12 protein-coding genes and 2 tRNA genes are annotated in these 14,887 nt (G+C 55.5%); 6 read left to right on the top strand and 8 right to left on the bottom strand.

Features of this window, described 5'->3' with window-relative positions; translation table 11 throughout:
• Positions 1–57 precede the first annotated feature (57 nt).
• The 3 genes from KP814_RS12630 to KP814_RS12620 form a co-directional block, all read right to left on the bottom strand.
• Positions 58–627: a hypothetical protein gene (locus KP814_RS12630; protein WP_216737105.1), complete on the bottom strand. Its 570-nt coding sequence runs from the start codon at positions 625–627 to the stop codon at positions 58–60.
• A 143-nt stretch (positions 628–770) separates the two neighbouring features.
• Positions 771–847 (bottom strand) — tRNA-Met (locus KP814_RS12625).
• Positions 848–1,372: 525 nt separating this feature from the next.
• Positions 1,373–1,449, bottom strand: a tRNA-Met gene (locus KP814_RS12620).
• A 295-nt stretch (positions 1,450–1,744) separates the two neighbouring features.
• Between KP814_RS12620 and KP814_RS12615 the strand changes: the two genes are divergently transcribed.
• Positions 1,745–2,797, top strand: coding sequence for a GGDEF domain-containing protein (locus tag KP814_RS12615; RefSeq protein ID WP_216737104.1), 1,053 nt, complete (start codon positions 1,745–1,747; stop codon positions 2,795–2,797).
• Here the strand turns inward: KP814_RS12615 and KP814_RS12610 are convergent.
• Complete coding sequence (locus tag KP814_RS12610; RefSeq protein ID WP_216737103.1) at positions 2,788–3,807, bottom strand: AraC family transcriptional regulator; 1,020 nt, start codon at positions 3,805–3,807, stop codon at positions 2,788–2,790. The genes KP814_RS12615 and KP814_RS12610 overlap by 10 nt on opposite strands.
• 238 nt (positions 3,808–4,045) lie before the next feature.
• Here KP814_RS12610 and KP814_RS12605 point away from each other — a divergent pair, with 238 nt between their 5' ends.
• Positions 4,046–5,269, top strand: coding sequence for a CaiB/BaiF CoA-transferase family protein (locus tag KP814_RS12605; RefSeq protein ID WP_253938340.1), 1,224 nt, complete (start codon positions 4,046–4,048; stop codon positions 5,267–5,269).
• A gap of 2 nt (positions 5,270–5,271) precedes the next feature.
• Here KP814_RS12605 and KP814_RS12600 read toward each other — a convergent pair whose 3' ends face one another.
• The 3 genes from KP814_RS12600 to KP814_RS12590 all read right to left on the bottom strand — a co-directional run bounded on the left by KP814_RS12600 (position 5,272) and on the right by KP814_RS12590 (position 7,322).
• Positions 5,272–5,820, bottom strand: a complete 549-nt coding sequence (locus tag KP814_RS12600) for a hypothetical protein (protein ID WP_216737102.1) — start codon at positions 5,818–5,820, stop codon at positions 5,272–5,274.
• A gap of 10 nt (positions 5,821–5,830) precedes the next feature.
• The gene (locus tag KP814_RS12595; protein WP_216737101.1) at positions 5,831–6,325 is read right to left on the bottom strand and encodes a CesT family type III secretion system chaperone; all 495 of its coding nucleotides are present in this window, start codon (positions 6,323–6,325) and stop codon (positions 5,831–5,833) included.
• Between the two features lie 109 nt (positions 6,326–6,434).
• A complete protein-coding gene (locus KP814_RS12590) occupies positions 6,435–7,322 on the bottom strand; it encodes an SMP-30/gluconolactonase/LRE family protein (RefSeq protein ID WP_216737100.1) in 888 nt (295 codons plus the stop codon).
• A 146-nt stretch (positions 7,323–7,468) separates the two neighbouring features.
• Here KP814_RS12590 and KP814_RS12585 point away from each other — a divergent pair, with 146 nt between their 5' ends.
• Positions 7,469–8,272 (top strand): helix-turn-helix transcriptional regulator, encoded by an 804-nt coding sequence (locus KP814_RS12585; RefSeq protein WP_216737099.1) that lies wholly within the window; start codon positions 7,469–7,471, stop codon positions 8,270–8,272.
• A 32-nt stretch (positions 8,273–8,304) separates the two neighbouring features.
• On the opposite strand, the gene KP814_RS12580 is transcribed toward KP814_RS12585, so the two are convergent.
• Positions 8,305–9,348, bottom strand: coding sequence for an AraC family transcriptional regulator (locus KP814_RS12580; protein ID WP_216737098.1), 1,044 nt, complete (start codon positions 9,346–9,348; stop codon positions 8,305–8,307).
• Between the two features lie 217 nt (positions 9,349–9,565).
• Here KP814_RS12580 and KP814_RS12575 point away from each other — a divergent pair, with 217 nt between their 5' ends.
• Genes KP814_RS12575 through KP814_RS12565 form a run of 3 tightly spaced genes read left to right on the top strand, consistent with a single transcriptional unit; the run spans position 9,566 to position 14,429 of the window.
• Positions 9,566–11,221, top strand: a complete 1,656-nt coding sequence (locus KP814_RS12575; protein WP_216737097.1) for an FAD-binding oxidoreductase — start codon at positions 9,566–9,568, stop codon at positions 11,219–11,221.
• The gene (locus KP814_RS12570; RefSeq protein WP_216737096.1) at positions 11,209–12,861 is read left to right on the top strand and encodes a glycerol-3-phosphate dehydrogenase/oxidase; all 1,653 of its coding nucleotides are present in this window, start codon (positions 11,209–11,211) and stop codon (positions 12,859–12,861) included. Before KP814_RS12575 ends, KP814_RS12570 begins: the two co-directional genes overlap by 13 nt.
• A complete protein-coding gene (locus KP814_RS12565) occupies positions 12,858–14,429 on the top strand; it encodes an FGGY-family carbohydrate kinase (protein WP_216737095.1) in 1,572 nt (523 codons plus the stop codon). The genes KP814_RS12570 and KP814_RS12565 overlap by 4 nt, the downstream gene beginning before the upstream one ends.
• Positions 14,430–14,887: the final 458 nt, after the last annotated feature.

Genomic DNA, 14,887 nt, shown 5'->3' with positions numbered 1-14,887 from the left:
GATTGAGTCAAGCGGCCAGAGCCAATCTCAGCTGCAGTGCGAGGCCCGCTCTTATGCTTACCTACGGATACCTTCTCTGTGAGTTAGCTTCTTTTTATAAAGATCAAAAATAAACGCGATGCTGTGGGTTTCATAGCCTGTCTGTGCGCCTGTCTCGATGAACCAATCTCGCAGTTTTGGAAGCGCTTCTTCCTTTAACAGAGAGCTCGAAATGGATAAATATTCCTTTGGCAGTGCAGTCAAAGTGATTGTCCACTTCGGCTCATATAAACCTTGCTCGATAAACTTATTAGGCGATGAATGGCGAGTACGCAGGCGAGAATACGTGGCTTTCAGGATGGTGACCGGCTCCTGCATACGGAGCTTGTAGCGATAGGAGCTTAGTGAGTACTCGTCTCCGAACCTAAAAATCGCCGATAACTCGCTATATTGAGGTACATCGATAAGAGCCTCCGATAAAGCTTTGCTGTTTAACGGAAAGGCATGATCTTTGGGTATTTTATATCTCAATTGGGTGGGAATCTGATTCACTGCTAATGAAATCTGGCGGGTAAACGACTCGAGATAATAAGGTGAAATAGATCGCTTGTGTACAAGATGCGGCAGCCAAGGCCTTTTTTCAGGCAATAAAAAAGCCCGATATAAAATCGAGCTTCAGGGGTACTGATTGCGGGGGCGGGATTTGATCGCGGCGGGCCTCCGCATACGACCGCTAAGGTCGTCTTTCAGGCAATAAAAAAGCCAGCTAGAAAAGCTGGCTTTAAGAATACTGGTTGCGGGGGCAGGATTTGAACCTACGACCTTCGGGTTATGAGCCCGACGAGCTACCAGACTGCTCCACCCCGCGACAACGAGGTGCGTATACTAAAGATCCGAGTGGCGTACGTCAATGGCAATTGCTAAAAAACTTTCGGAAAAATCGATATTTATCGGTGCGCTATGAGTAAAGCCTCAGTGGGCAAGGCTTTTCCGACGCAAATAGCAGGGGGCATCCTTCTATATAGAGATAGTAGCAGTACGTCTCAGGGCCAAGCAGGGGGATTCGGCGCCTTCCACTTTTCGAGCTAACCGTCTACTCCAGTTTGAAATATATACAGAGTTAGAGGCGACTCCTATGCAACGGCTATTTTTATGTAATGTTCACTCGCTGATAAGAATATTGGATGCGCTGGCGGGATTTGAACGGGCTGCCATTCGGATACGACCGCCAAGGCCTTTTTTCGGGCAATAAAAAAGCCCGATATAAACTCGAGCTTTAGGAGTACTGATTGCGGGGGCGGGATTTGATCGCGGCGGGCCTCCGCATACGACCGCTAAGGTCGTCTTTCAGGCAATAAAAAAGCCCGATATAAAATCGAGCTTTTAGGAATGCTGGTTGCGGGGGCAGGATTTGAACCTACGACCTTCGGGTTATGAGCCCGACGAGCTACCAGACTGCTCCACCCCGCGACAACGAGGTGCGTATACTAAAGACCTTGTTTGCATCCGTCAACCCCTTGTGAGAAAAACTTAACGGTGTGGTCAAATATTGCGCGGAGTTGGGCGCCGGCATGAACAAACTACGAATGTTTGACTATTATTTAGCTCAAGCCTGTGCATTCAGACGCCAATAGTCTCTCTTATGAGCGGAGCTGTTCGGTGTTTCGTATAGAGGAGGTTGGACGCAGCCTCTAGAGCCAATAATAAATCAGTGATTTCAAGAAACAGCCCGATTGGGCATTTGAGAGAGTGAGTCAGAACTTCGATGGATTCCCTGGAAGAGCTGTTCGCCCGAGCGCGTAAAAATGAAGAAATTGCGCGTAACCTGTTCGATATTGAGGTTGCGATCCTCAATGTCGCCAAGGTGCAGCCGTTTCTTGAGCATCTGTTGCAAACCGTGCAGGACAAATTCGGCGTTAAGCATGTCTGGTACGCCATGGTTGAAAGCGCCCATACGGAATCCCTGATAAAAACCCTGAAAGCCTCGCCGGATCTGGCGGGAAAATGGGTGTGCGCGCCTTCCGTTGAGTATCTGGCGGCCACTAAAGGCGCGAGGGAGCCGCTGATGGGTCACGCCGATCTATATCGTTTCTTCTTTATGACGCCGCCGGAAATCCGGACACAAATTCGCTCAATTGCGATACTGCCTTTGATTCTTGAAGGACGTCTGGCGGGCAGCTTGAACCTGGCCGCCGACGATCAGGAGCGTTATCGCGCGGACAAGGAATGTTTCTTTTTGCGTCAGCTGAGCGTCAAGGCGTCGCTATGCCTGAGTTCAGTAGTGGCGCGGGAAAAAATCGCTGACTTGGCTACCCGTGATCCATTGACGCAACTGCGTAATCGCAGGGAAATGGAGGATGCGTTGGACGTGGAGATAAGTCGGGCGGCGCGTAATGAACAGCCTTTAGCGCTCGCATTTATTGATTGTGATGATTTTAAGTTGGTCAACGATGCTTACGGCCATGACGTAGGCGACGAGTACCTGAAGCATGTCGCTGATGGGTTGTGTGTGATGCTGCGCAAGTCCGATCAGGCGTTTCGCTTCGCCGGGGACGAGTTTGTGGTGCTGTTGCCCGACCAGGACCAGGAGGGTGCTGAGCAAATTGCGGAGCGTTTGTGCGACTATCTCTACGCTAACCCGCTGGTCATTGACGACATGCGTATTCCCGTCAAAGTCAGCATCGGCGTGGCGTCCACCAGTCAGATCGGGACGGGAAGCGCGCGATCGCTGTTGAAGCTGGCGGACAAGCGTTTGTACGAAAAGAAAAAGCGTAAGCCCTGCGCTACGGCGCGACTGTCGTCTCAGGATCAGTGCTGACGCTCTCGCAGCACGCTTTCCCGATATTCTCCCGGCGTTACCCCCGTCCATTTCTTAAAAGCCCGATGAAAGGTGCTGGGCTCGGTGAATCCCACCTTGAAGGCGATCTCGTTGATGGACATTTCCCGACGTGAAAGATAATAAATCGCCGCGTCTCGTCGCATATTGTCCTTAATCTCCTGAAACGACGTGTTTTCCTCTTTCAGACGCCGCCGCAGAGTCTGCGGGCTGACATTGATCTGGGACGCGATGAACTCAAAATCCGGCATTTGCTGGCTAAGGTCGCGTCCTACCAGCGCTCGGATTTTGGATGTGTAAGTATTGCTGTCGTCCGGTCGCGCAAGCAGGTCGGCGGGAGAGGTTTTCAAAAACTCCTTGAGCGATGGCTCATCCTGAATCACTGGTAACTGCAGATAGCGTTTATGGAAGTAAATACGCGTGTCCGGCTTATTAAATTGCAGCGGGCAGTAAAACAAGTGGCGGTATTCACTGGAATGCTCCGGCTCGGGATAATTGAAGCGGGCTTCGTCCAAAGCCACTCGCTGTCCGGTCAACCAGCAGGCGAGTCGGTGCCAGATCACCAAAAGACTCTCCTGAAAGAAGTGGTAAGGGTCGTGAAAAGTCGCCTCGGCATCGACGATGAGAACGGCCTGATCCCCATGCACTTCCAGCTTCAAGGTCACCGGCTTTTCGAACAGAGAATAAAAGATACGGCCGCGACGCAGCACGCTTTCCAGGTTATTGCAGTGCACCACCAGATAACACATGGTGGCGAAGGTTCCGGTTTTGCAGACGGTGTCCGTCAAGCCCATAAACTCGTCCTGCAGAACCTTCCAGATACATTGCATTAATTTAGTGTACTGCGGACCGCCCACACGACTGCGCGGGTTTTGGTACGCCTGCAGGGGGATGCCTGCGCAGCGCAATAGTTCGGCAACGTCCTTGCCTTGTCTTTCCGCGCCGCTGAGCGCAGCGCGAACAAAATGACTGGAAACCGTAAGTTTTGCCATGTTTTTGGGTATACCGGCGGAGAATACTGTTCGTCGTGCCCTTGTGAGGCCCTAACCTATTGGAATCTATAGAAACTCTGATTCGCTCAGTCTTAACTAATTGCCTGTCATGATCAAGGATGATTTCGCCAATGGATTTGGCGCGGAATCCCATTGGCGCCTGATTAAGGGGCATGATAATGGAGATTGCTGAAGCGGCGCGTCCGGCTATCTGCTAGTCATCGCGTTGATAATTACAATGAAATGGTGGTTTCTTTATATGGCTGCGCCTTTGTCCTCCCTGAAAATACTCGACTTCTCCACGTTGCTGCCCGGTCCCTGCGCCACCATGATGCTGGCGGATATGGGGGCGCAAGTTTTGCGAATCGAATCGCCCACGCGCACCGATCTGCTGAGAGTTGTTCCGCCGATGGTGGGGGAGGTCTCCGCCAGCCACGCCTATCTGAACAGGGGAAAGCGTTCTCTGACCCTGGACCTGAAACAGCCTCAGGCTATCGATATCGTCAGAAAGCTGATTCTTGAGTACGACATATTAGTAGAGCAGTTTCGACCGGGAGTGATGCAGCGTCTGGGGTTGGACTATGAAACCCTGAAGGCGATCAATCCCCGATTGATCTATTGCTCCATCACCGGATATGGACAAAGCGGCCCCTACCGGGACAGGCCCGGCCACGACATTAATTATCTGGCGCTAGCGGGCGTCAGTTCCTACAGTGGACGAGTGGAAAGCGGTCCAGCGCCGTTTGGCGTGCAGACGGCGGATGTGGCGGGAGGCTCGCATCACGCGGTGATGGGCATTCTGGCGGCGGTCGTGCAGCGCCAGCTAAATGATGAAGGGCGGCGGATTGATATTTCCATGAGCGATGCGGCGCTGTCGATGAATCATATGGCGATGGCGGGCTATCTGGCGACCGGCGAAGATCCGCAACTGGAGGCGGAAATCCTCAATGGCGGGGGGTGCTATGATTATTACCGCACTCAGGACGGACGCTATCTTTCCGTTGGGGCCTTGGAGCCGCAATTCGCCGAAGCGCTGTGCCGCACTTTGGAGATTCCTCATATGCTGGCGTTGATGTTGAGCCCTCGGGAGCAGGACCGGCAGGCCAGTAAGCAAAAACTGGTGGAAATCTTCCTGGGTAAAACTCTGGCGGAATGGGAGCGGATATTCGCATCGGTCGACGCCTGCGTAGAGCCGGTTTTAACCTTGTCTGAAGCGGAAAAGCATCCACACTTCAATGGCAGGGAAATGTTTTGCCAGGTGAGTGACGCTGAGGGTGTGAGTCGAAAACAGTTGGCGTCCCCCATCAAATTCGAGGGAGACGCCTTTGTTCCTGGTCGCGCCGGCGCCGCCTTGGGCCAACACAGCCGGGAAGTATTAACGGAGTTGGGCTTTAGCGACGATGAGATAAACGCCCTGATGGAACAGGGAGTTGCCTCATCGCCGAAAAGGCTGTCCCAATAAAGTTAGAATGTGCCGCTGACGGCGTTGTTGATGCGCTCCAACTCTCTGCCTGCCTCAGAGTTGTCCGTCACCGGCGCCACGATGCCAGCGCCCACAGTGTTGGCTACTGCGCCAGCGGCATTGATTGCGGCGTTTCCGAAATCGCCTTGGGCTGCGTACTGTACGGCGCTGCCAGCGAACATTCTGGCCTCCCGCATATGGGCTTCGCCCTGGGACAACGTGCCTCTCTCATGTTCAGACACGTTATTGGCGATGCTGTGAGCCTGGTCGTTAGGCAATGGCACGCCGTTTTGCTGCAGGAAGCTGTTTACCCCGTTGACCGCCTGGCCGTAGTAGGTTTGAGCGCCCTCGGTGCTGGCCGCGAGATAAGCCCGGCCGTTTGACGAACCCGTTGGGTGAGAGGAAGAGCCTCCTCCCAGATCAGAGCCGCCAAGTCGCGCACTGTCGTTAGACGGCGAGGCATGGTTCAGGCTCGACGAGGGATTGGTCGGATTGGATTGTTGGGTTGATTGCACTTGATTGGCGGATGATACGCCATGGATATTTGTCATCTGACGACTCCTATACTCGCATGAAGCTGCTTGGGTGTACCGGCTGAGCGGAAGTAGACGCAGTCGGCGCTTTTTGACCAGTGCCGATAGCGTCTACTAGCTGCTCGCGGATTTGGGTGGCGCTTTCAATAAAGAAATCCAGTAAGTTGTTTAACTGAACCGCCTCGTTAACGTGCTCTGTCAGATATTGCATATGGAACGTCAGGCGATGGCTTTCCGGGTTGAGGGACAGGGTGGCGCCGCGAGTGCTTTTGCCCAGAAAATTCCACTCAAGCAGTTGCTCCAGCAGAGCGGCTTTGCTTGCTTCCGCGCTGGGCGCATGGCCGAAATCCGCATGTAGCAATAACCAGGGGCTGTCATTGGTTTGTACAATGGAATAGAGATGGCCATCTACGGAGAGAGAGCAGACGCCGTTATCGTCGAGCTTCATAAACGGCAGATTGTAATCCTGGCCTAATTGGCGCAGGAAAGAGTTGATTTTAGTTTGGCCGGTTTGGTCAACCATCTTGAACGTTCCCTCATACTGACTATTTGTCTGCACTGGGTAACGCTTTCTAAAGCAAAGTTGCGCCGGGTTTTAGCCCAGGCGCAACCAGATGGAAGGGAAATGAGGCCTAAGGCAGTCGATAGGCCGCCAGTTCGCCTTTCCACATGAGCGGCATCAGCACCAGCTTTTGTTCTGGAATATAGTCCAGGTCGGCGCTGCCGGGAGTAAGTTCGAATTCCGCCGGCGCTCTGTCCAGGGAGCTGAAATAGAACAGACGGCCGCGCATGAAATCTGTGGCCAGCAGGCCGTTTGCGCCATCGTCGGTGACGCCGTCCAGGTTGCCAAGCGGCTGGTCGTCAATCAAATCGCTGATGCGTTTGTCGGACAGCTGAACCTGTTTCAGGCGGCCGGGGATGCGTGTGCTGAAGTCCGCCTGCAGATCCTGGCCCCAGGCGGCTACCAGCAGGCGATCGTGCTGCGCCCATAGACCATTGGGGAAATTCAGTTCCGCAGAGCTTAGCCAGATTTCCAGGGAGCCCTGATGCAGGCGGTAAATACGCTGCGCCAACAGGTCGGAAATATAGACGTCGCCGTTGTCGGTGACCGTCACATCGTTGAGAAACTTGGCCTCCGGCGCTTCATAGGTATGAGCGATTTTTCCGGTAGTGATGTCGATATCCAAGACCCGGGTCAGGTCCGCCACATAAAGATGGTCGCCATAGACGCCCAGGCCCTTGGGCGCATTCAGGCCTTGCACCCAGTGCTTTTTCACAATGTCTCCGTTCTCCGTCAGTACGGAGATATAACCCAGTCCATTGGCGGCGTCAGCGCCTCCATTCATGCTGGATAGCAGAATCTGATGACGTTTACGGTCGTAAATCGCGGATTCCGGCTGGTCGAAGCCGGAAGCAGTCCAGACATTCTGGAGAGAGGGTTGCGAAGGCGCAGCAGTCTCCGCTGATGCGGCGAAGGGCAGGGTGGCGAGTGCGAGCAGGCTGAGAAGTCGAGAATGCATGTTATCTCCTGAGACAGAACAATTAGGTTGTCGTTTGAATGCGCTCAGGTTATGTTTTTATGTGACTTTTTGAAATTAATGGATGATTAGGTGACATTATATATATCTTTTTGTCGCGTTAAGCGACATAGGAAGGATGGCGTCATATGAAGCAAGAACAGGCAGCTAATCAGGGCAGCGATCGATCAGAACTGATCGCTGTACTTAAAACCGCATTGAAAGCCAAAGGGTTCACTTACCGCGACCTGGCGGAAATATTAGGCGTTTCGGAGCAGAGCGTTAAGCGGCTTTTTCGTGATCAGGATTGCTCCTTGAGCAGGTTGGAGAAAATTTGCGAGGCGATAGGCGTCTCTCTCCTTGATCTGATGCTGGTGGCGCGCAATCGTCAGGAGCCGCTTACCCAGATCACCCCGGAGCAGGAGCGTTTTCTAGCGTCCCATATCAGTCATTTCAATATTTTGTTTCTGCTCACGCAGGGGTACAGCGTCACCGATATTCAGGCGCGTCATGGTCTATCGCAGGCGCAGATGTACGCTTTCCTACGCGCGCTGGAAGTCTGGCGCTTTCTGGATATCAAGCAGGGACTGGAGATTCGACTGCGAGTGGAGGGGCATTTGAGTTTTCCTCTGGGAGGGGCGTTGCATGAGCATATTAAAGGCATGAACAGTCGCTTTCTGTCCCAGGTTCTGGACGAATATGAGCAGGAAGACCGGCTGTTTGACAGTGGTTTTCGACGCGTCTCGCTAAGCACCCTGCAGCGCTGGCGAAGGGATATGGAAGAGCTGGTCCGCCAGGTGCGGCGCAGCGCGTATCAGGACGAACGGCTGCTGCCGGCGGATCAGCTGGTTCCGGTAAAATGGACGCTGTGTTTGAGCCCTTTTGACTGGTTTGCGCAGTTAGAGGTGAATCCTGAGGATGCTCTGGCTGCTATACCGAAGCAGGAAATTTAAGCGGATTCAGTTAGCGCCTGGGTGTGAGGCCATCAAGATGGCGCGCCGGCGTTGTCGCGAAATTCGCCGGGCGTCACTCCCGTATGACTCTTAAAGCTGCGGTGAAAGGAGCGCACTTCCGCGAATCCAAGCTGGCGGGCGATATCCGGAATGGGGATGTCGGAGTGGGCCAACATATCCTGCGCCATCTCCAGGCGCACTTCGTCGAGTAACTGCTGGTAGCTGCTGTGGGATTCGCTCAGCCGTCTCTGTAGCGTGCGGGCGGTGACGCCAAGCCGTTCCGCCACCATATCCTGACGGCTGACGCCATGGCGTAATTGGTGGCGAATGGCGTTCTTCACACGGGTCAATAAGCTTAGATCTTCTTCATCCAGCGTTTTGATTTGAGCGCTGGCGTGGCTTTCCAATGTTTGCCGCAGCAACAGATCCGGCTGCCGTAACGGCGTGTCCAACAACCTGTCGTTCACCACCAGTCCGCTCACGGGGCTGTCGAAGATGACCTCACACTGGAAAGCGCGCTGGTAGGCGGGTTCGAATTCAGGGCCGGGAGACGGGTGTTCAAATAGAACCTGCAATGGCGCGGCGTTGTCCGCATTCGCGAGCCAGCGGGCGAAGTTCACCCAGGACGCCAGCACATTGGCGATCATATGCGGGCGCACGTCCGGATCAGGATAGGCGCAGTCCCAGCGAATCAGCGTCTGCGCGCCTTCTTGCGTCAGACTGGTGACGCCCATGTCGCCAACCAGCTTTTCAAAGGGAATGATGCGCTCCACCGCCTCCCGCAAGGTGCTGCAACTCATGACGATATAGCCCAGCACGCTATAGGAGCCGGGTTGCACATAGCCGCCGCTCTTCAGTCCCAATAATGGGTCCTGAGCCTGCTGCGCCAGATCGCGCAATAAAGACTGAAATTGATCGCCATTGATGCGTTGATTCTGTCCGCCTTGCAGGATCACCGGGTCCACGCCGGCGGCGGCGAGGGCGCGCCCGCAGTCCAGGCCAGAGTCGGCGGCGAAGCGCAAATATTGATTAACGGCGGGAACGGAGGCGAATCCCAAGTGCTGGTTGGCGTTCATTTCTTAGTCTATTACATCGTTTATTGACGCATGTCGCCAAATGATACCGGGGCTGTCTTAATCCGACAGTGACTGACGACGGATTTTAATTAGTATATGCCGCAGAGAACAGGCCCGAAATGGCGACAGATCATAGGGCCGGGGTCCGTTGTAGTGGCGACGCCGCTACCGACGGATGCAGACAGCGTAAGAAACAGGTTCACACCGGGAGACTAGTATGCGGCGTTGGAATGGCTGGGGCGACGAAAATAATGGGATGGAGCTGCCGCCGGGCGGCGTTGGGTTTCTACATGAACGCGTTGGCAAGGCGACGCCGCTCGCTGACGCGTCGCTGGAGAGCGTGCTGGCGCGAACGCCGCCGTCGCGTCTGCCTGCGCATCCTCTGATTACCGCTGACGCCGAGACTCGCGTCAGGCATGCGCGGGGGCAAAGTCTGCCGGACTGGCTTGCCATGCGCAGTGGCGATTTCGAGTTTTTCCCTGATGGCGTGGCCTTTCCCGAAAGCTCAGAAGATGTACGCGAATTGCTGGACTTCTGTCTGGCGCGAGACATCGTGGTGATTCCCTACGGCGGCGGCACCAGCGTGGCGGGACATATCAACCCGTTTGACTCGGACAAGCCCATCCTGACGATGGATATGGGGCGAATGAACAGTCTGTTGGAGCTGGATGAAGAGAGCCTGCTCGCCACTTTTGGGGCTGGGACGCCTGGCCCGCATCTGGAAGCGCAATTGCGGGCGCGGGGGTATACCCTTGGACACTTTCCGCAATCCTTTGAACTGTCCACGGTGGGCGGTTGGGTGGCCAGCCGCTCCAGCGGTCAGCAGTCCCTGCGCTATGGTCGTATCGAGCAACTGTTTGCCGGCGGCCGCGTCGAGACGCCCCGGGGAACGATGTATATCCCCACTTTTCCCGCCTCGTCGGCGGGACCGGATATTCGTGAAATTATTCTGGGGTCGGAAGGGCGCATGGGAGTGCTCACGGAAGTGAAAGTGCGGGTGACGCCCCTGGCGGAAAAAGAAGATTTCTACGTCATCGTGTTCCCCTCCTGGTCTCAGGCCAAAACCGCCGCCCGCGAGCTGGTTCAGGGCAAGGTGCAGTTGTCCATGCTGCGCGTCAGCAACGCGGTGGAGACGGAAACACAATTGGCGCTGGCGGGGCATCCCAAACAGATCGAATGGCTGGAGCGCTATCTGAAGTGGCGCGGAGCTGGCGCAGGTAAGTGCATGATGACCGTCGGCGTGACCGGAACCACCGAGCAGTGTCGCGCCGCCAGGAGCCAGCTCAATGCGCTTATCAAGCGTCGGCAGGGCGTCAACACGGGTACGTTGCTGGGACGTAAATGGGCGCAAAAACGCTTCCTGATGCCATACCTGCGCGAAGCGCTATGGCGTGACGGCTATGTGGTGGACACCCTGGAAACCGCCACCGACTGGGATAATGTCGATCACCTGCTCAACAAAATCGAAGCCAATCTACGGGCAGGTCTGGAGCGGGAAGGGGAGCGGGTGCATGTGTTCACTCACTTGTCGCATTTCTACGGACAGGGCTGCTCCATATACACCACCTATGTTTTCAAATCCGGCTCCAGCTATGAGGAAACATTGGCGCGTTGGGAGCGCATGAAAACCTCCACTTCCGACATGATTGTCAACAATCGCGGCACCATCAGTCACCAGCACGGCGTGGGTAAAGATCATGCGCCTTACCTGCCGGTGGAGAAAGGGGAGCTGGGCATGTGCGCGATCGCGGCCTTATGTCGCGAGTTCGACCCGCAACAACTGATGAACCCGGGAACCTTGATCGCCAATGTGGAGGAGCCGCAAACCGCCGCTAAAAAAGCCGCCAAACGGGGTGATGTATGGACAACCTGAGCTACTGGCGGCCACAGCAACGAGAAAAGCTTTGGGAGATGCTGGAGTCCGGCAAGCATGTCTGGGACCTGGTGATTGTCGGCGGCGGCGTCACCGGCGCGGGTATTTTGAGGGAAGCCGTGAGATACGGCCTGAAGGCGCTGCTGGTGGAAAAGCGCGACTTTGCTTGGGGCGCTTCCAGCAAGTCATCGAAAATGGTGCATGGCGGGCTACGCTACCTCGCCTCGGGGCAGCTTTCGTTGACCCGTCACTCTGTGCGCGAGCGGCAGCGTCTATTGGAGGAAGCGCCTGGGCTGGTGGAGCCGCTTAACTTTTTGATGGGGCATTATCGGGGTGAATTTCCCCCGGGGTTTATTTTTCAGCGGGTGCTGGACGTATACGACCGCATGGCGGGGGCGCGGAATCACGAAGCCTTTGCGCCGGAACAGGCTGCTTATCTGGCCCCGGGCATAAACGCAGAGGGGCTGCGCAGTCTTAGTCGCTTTGGCGATGCAGTGACGGACGACGCCCGGCTGGTGCTGAAAATTCTGCGCCAGGGCGTGGCGGAAGGGGGCGTGGCGGCGAATTACTGCGGCGCCAGAGAAATTGTACGCGTCAATGGACGTATGCATGGCGTGGTGCTGCATGACGCCATCGCCGACCGTAATTGCGAAGTACGGGCGCGGGTCGTGGTGAACGCCACCGGCGCCTGGTCCGATCAATTACGCATGCAGGAAGGCTGCGACGCGCAAATACGGCCTCTGCGCGGCAGTCATCTGGTTCTGCCTCACTGGCGACTGCCGGTCGCCTATGCGGTGAGTGGATTTCACCCGGATGATAAGCGTCCCGTTTTTGCGTTTCCCTGGGAAGGCGTCACCGTGGTGGGCACCACGGATCTCGATCACACACAGGATATGGGGCAGGATGTCAGCATCAGCGCCGCCGAAATGGGGTACTTGATGCGCGGCGTGAACCATATGTTTCCGTCCTTAGGATTGCAGCCGGAGGAGGTCATGTGTACTTACTCCGGCATTCGCCCTGTCGTATCCAGCGGCGCGGCGGACCCTTCCAAGGAAAAGCGTGAACATTCGATCTGGAATGATAATGGACTGATTTCCGTCGCCGGGGGCAAGCTGACCACATTCAGATTGATTGCTTTGGATGTGTTGCAGGAAGCGGCCCGCTATCTCGACGGTGTGGCCTTCAATGCTTCGGACGCCCGGGTATTCGCCAATGGCGCGCCGCCCTACAGCCCGGATTGCGGCGTCTCGGCGTCGGTGTATCGGCGGTTATGCGGACGCTACGGCTCTGCGGGGGCCGCAATGTTGGAAAAGGACAAAGAGCGCCTGAGGCCTATCGCCGGAACCAATCTGCTCTGGGGAGAGATTGATCATGCGTTGCAAAACGAATCCGTGGTTCATCTGGATGACCTGATGTTGCGACGCACCCGTCTGGGCCTGCTGGCGCCGAACGGCGCCGAGGCCATGCTGGAGGAAATCGGCCGGCGTTGTCAGCGTTATCTCGGTTGGTCGGAGGCGGTTTGGCGTGACGAGGCGAATCGTTACCGGAATCTGTTTCAGCGCCACTTTGGCGTACCAGGGATGACGGCGAACAATGAGGCGGCGCGGACACAGCGCAAGACTGAGGAGAGCGGGGCATGACCATGGCCGCATCCGCCCGCACCTACGTAATGGCCATTGATAACGGCACTCAGAGTGTGCGCGCCCTGTTGATAGACGACCTTGGTAATGTAGTTGCAAAAGGCAAGCAGCCTATAGAGCCTTATTTCTCAGAGCAGCCAGGTTGGGCGGAGCAGCGTCCGGAGTATTATTGGGAGGCGTTGGGAGAGGCTTGTCGTCTGATGTGGCGCGACAGTCCGGTGTCGCCTGAAACGGTAGCGGCGGTCACGGTGACGACGCAGCGCGGCACGGTCATTTGTGTTGATCGGGATGGGACGCCGTTACGCCCCGCTATCATCTGGCTGGATCAGCGCCATGCGCAGGCGGAGGATAAATTGGGCGGCGTCTGGGATGTATTGTTCAAAGTCGCCAGGGTGGAGGAAACCGTCAAGCGCTTTCGGGAAAAGACCCAGGCCAACTGGCTGGCGCAGCAGCAACCGGATCTCTGGCGGCGCACGCACAAGTTTCTGTTGCTTTCGGGTTACCTGAATTTTCGTCTGACCGGAAATTATGTGGACTCCATCGGCAGTCAGGTCGGATACATCCCCTTTGACTATAAAAAGCTACGCTGGGCGCCGGCGCGAGATTGGAAGTGGCGCGCGATGCCAGTATGCCCGGAGCAATTGCCTGAATTGGTGGAGCCGGGGCAGCCGGCGGGAACCTTGACTACTGACGCTGCGGCCTGGTTAGGATTGCCCGCTGGTCTGCCGGTTATCGCCGCAGCGTCCGACAAAGCCTGCGAGATTATTGGCTCGGGAGGCTCCGCCCCTCACATAGGCTGCATGAGTTACGGCACCACCGCCACCATCAACGCCACTAACGCCAAGTATGTGGAAGCCATTCCTTATATGCCGCCGTATCCTTCCGCCATTCCCGGACGATACTGTACGGAAGTCATGATTTATCGTGGTTTTTGGATGGTGAGCTGGTTCAAGAAAGAGTTTGGTCTGCGCGAGGAAGGCGTGGCGAAAGAACGGGGCATTGAGCCGGAACAATTGTTCGACGAACTGGTTGACGCTGTACCGCCAGGTTCTATGGGGCTGACTTTACAGCCCTATTGGTCCCCCGGCGTGCGCAGCCCGGGACCGGAGGCGAAAGGAGCGATTATCGGTTTTGGCGACGTGCACACCCGCGCTCATATGTATCGTGCGATCTTGGAAGGGCTGGCGTATGCGCTGAGGGAAGGGCGGGAAAAAATCGAGAAGAAGTCCGGCGTCAAAATGCGCGTGTTACGCGTATCCGGCGGCGGTTCGCAGAGCGACGCCGCTTTGCAGTTGACGGCGGATATCTTCAACCTTCCGGTGGAGCGCCCCCATACCTATGAGACATCAGCGCTGGGCGCCGCCATTGATGCGATGGTGGGACTGGGCGTGCATCGGGATTTTGACGCCGCCATCGCAGCCATGACACGGGTAGGGAAAACCTTTCAGCCGCGACCAGAGGTGGTAAGCGTATATGAACGTTTATATTCCGAGGTGTACTTGAAAATGTACCGGCAGTTGCAGCCTCTTTATCAATCCATCAGGGAGATAACGGGCTATCCGGGGTAGTGTGCGTCAAGATGAAGATGGAAATTAGCGGGGGGATATAAACAAAACGGGGCGACAAACTGCGTCACCCCAAAGAAACCTGCTAAGGATAAAAATGAAACAAAAAGGCAAGGAAACCTGGAGATCTGAATCCCAAAAGAAGCAGGGGGTACTACTTAACCCCCCTGCTCTAAGTGGGGGATACTACTCAAATCCACGATTTAATCTTAGTGTCTGCCGGCCCGAATCTCAGTTGTGTTTGAGTAATGGGTTGTTTTGCTTTTGTAACAAAAGAATATAACGGAGCGGCTGCTGAAACATTTCTGTTATTGACGTAAGTATTTGTTATGCCCGGCCAGAAAGGGCTTTAAGTTTATAACCCGATTGGAATAAGGGGGTTACGTAAAGAGTGGTTTTCTGGCAGTTTCGAAGCAAGCTGATGAAGATTGTCGAGCAGACATAAAAAAACCGGGAAAACT

Origin of the sequence: Hahella sp. HN01 (assembly GCF_018986435.1) — a bacterium.
Taxonomy (GTDB): Bacteria; Pseudomonadota; Gammaproteobacteria; order Pseudomonadales; family Oleiphilaceae; genus Hahella.
The sequence above is the reverse complement of the archived record's forward strand: the minus strand, read 5'-3'. Positions and strand labels throughout refer to the sequence as shown.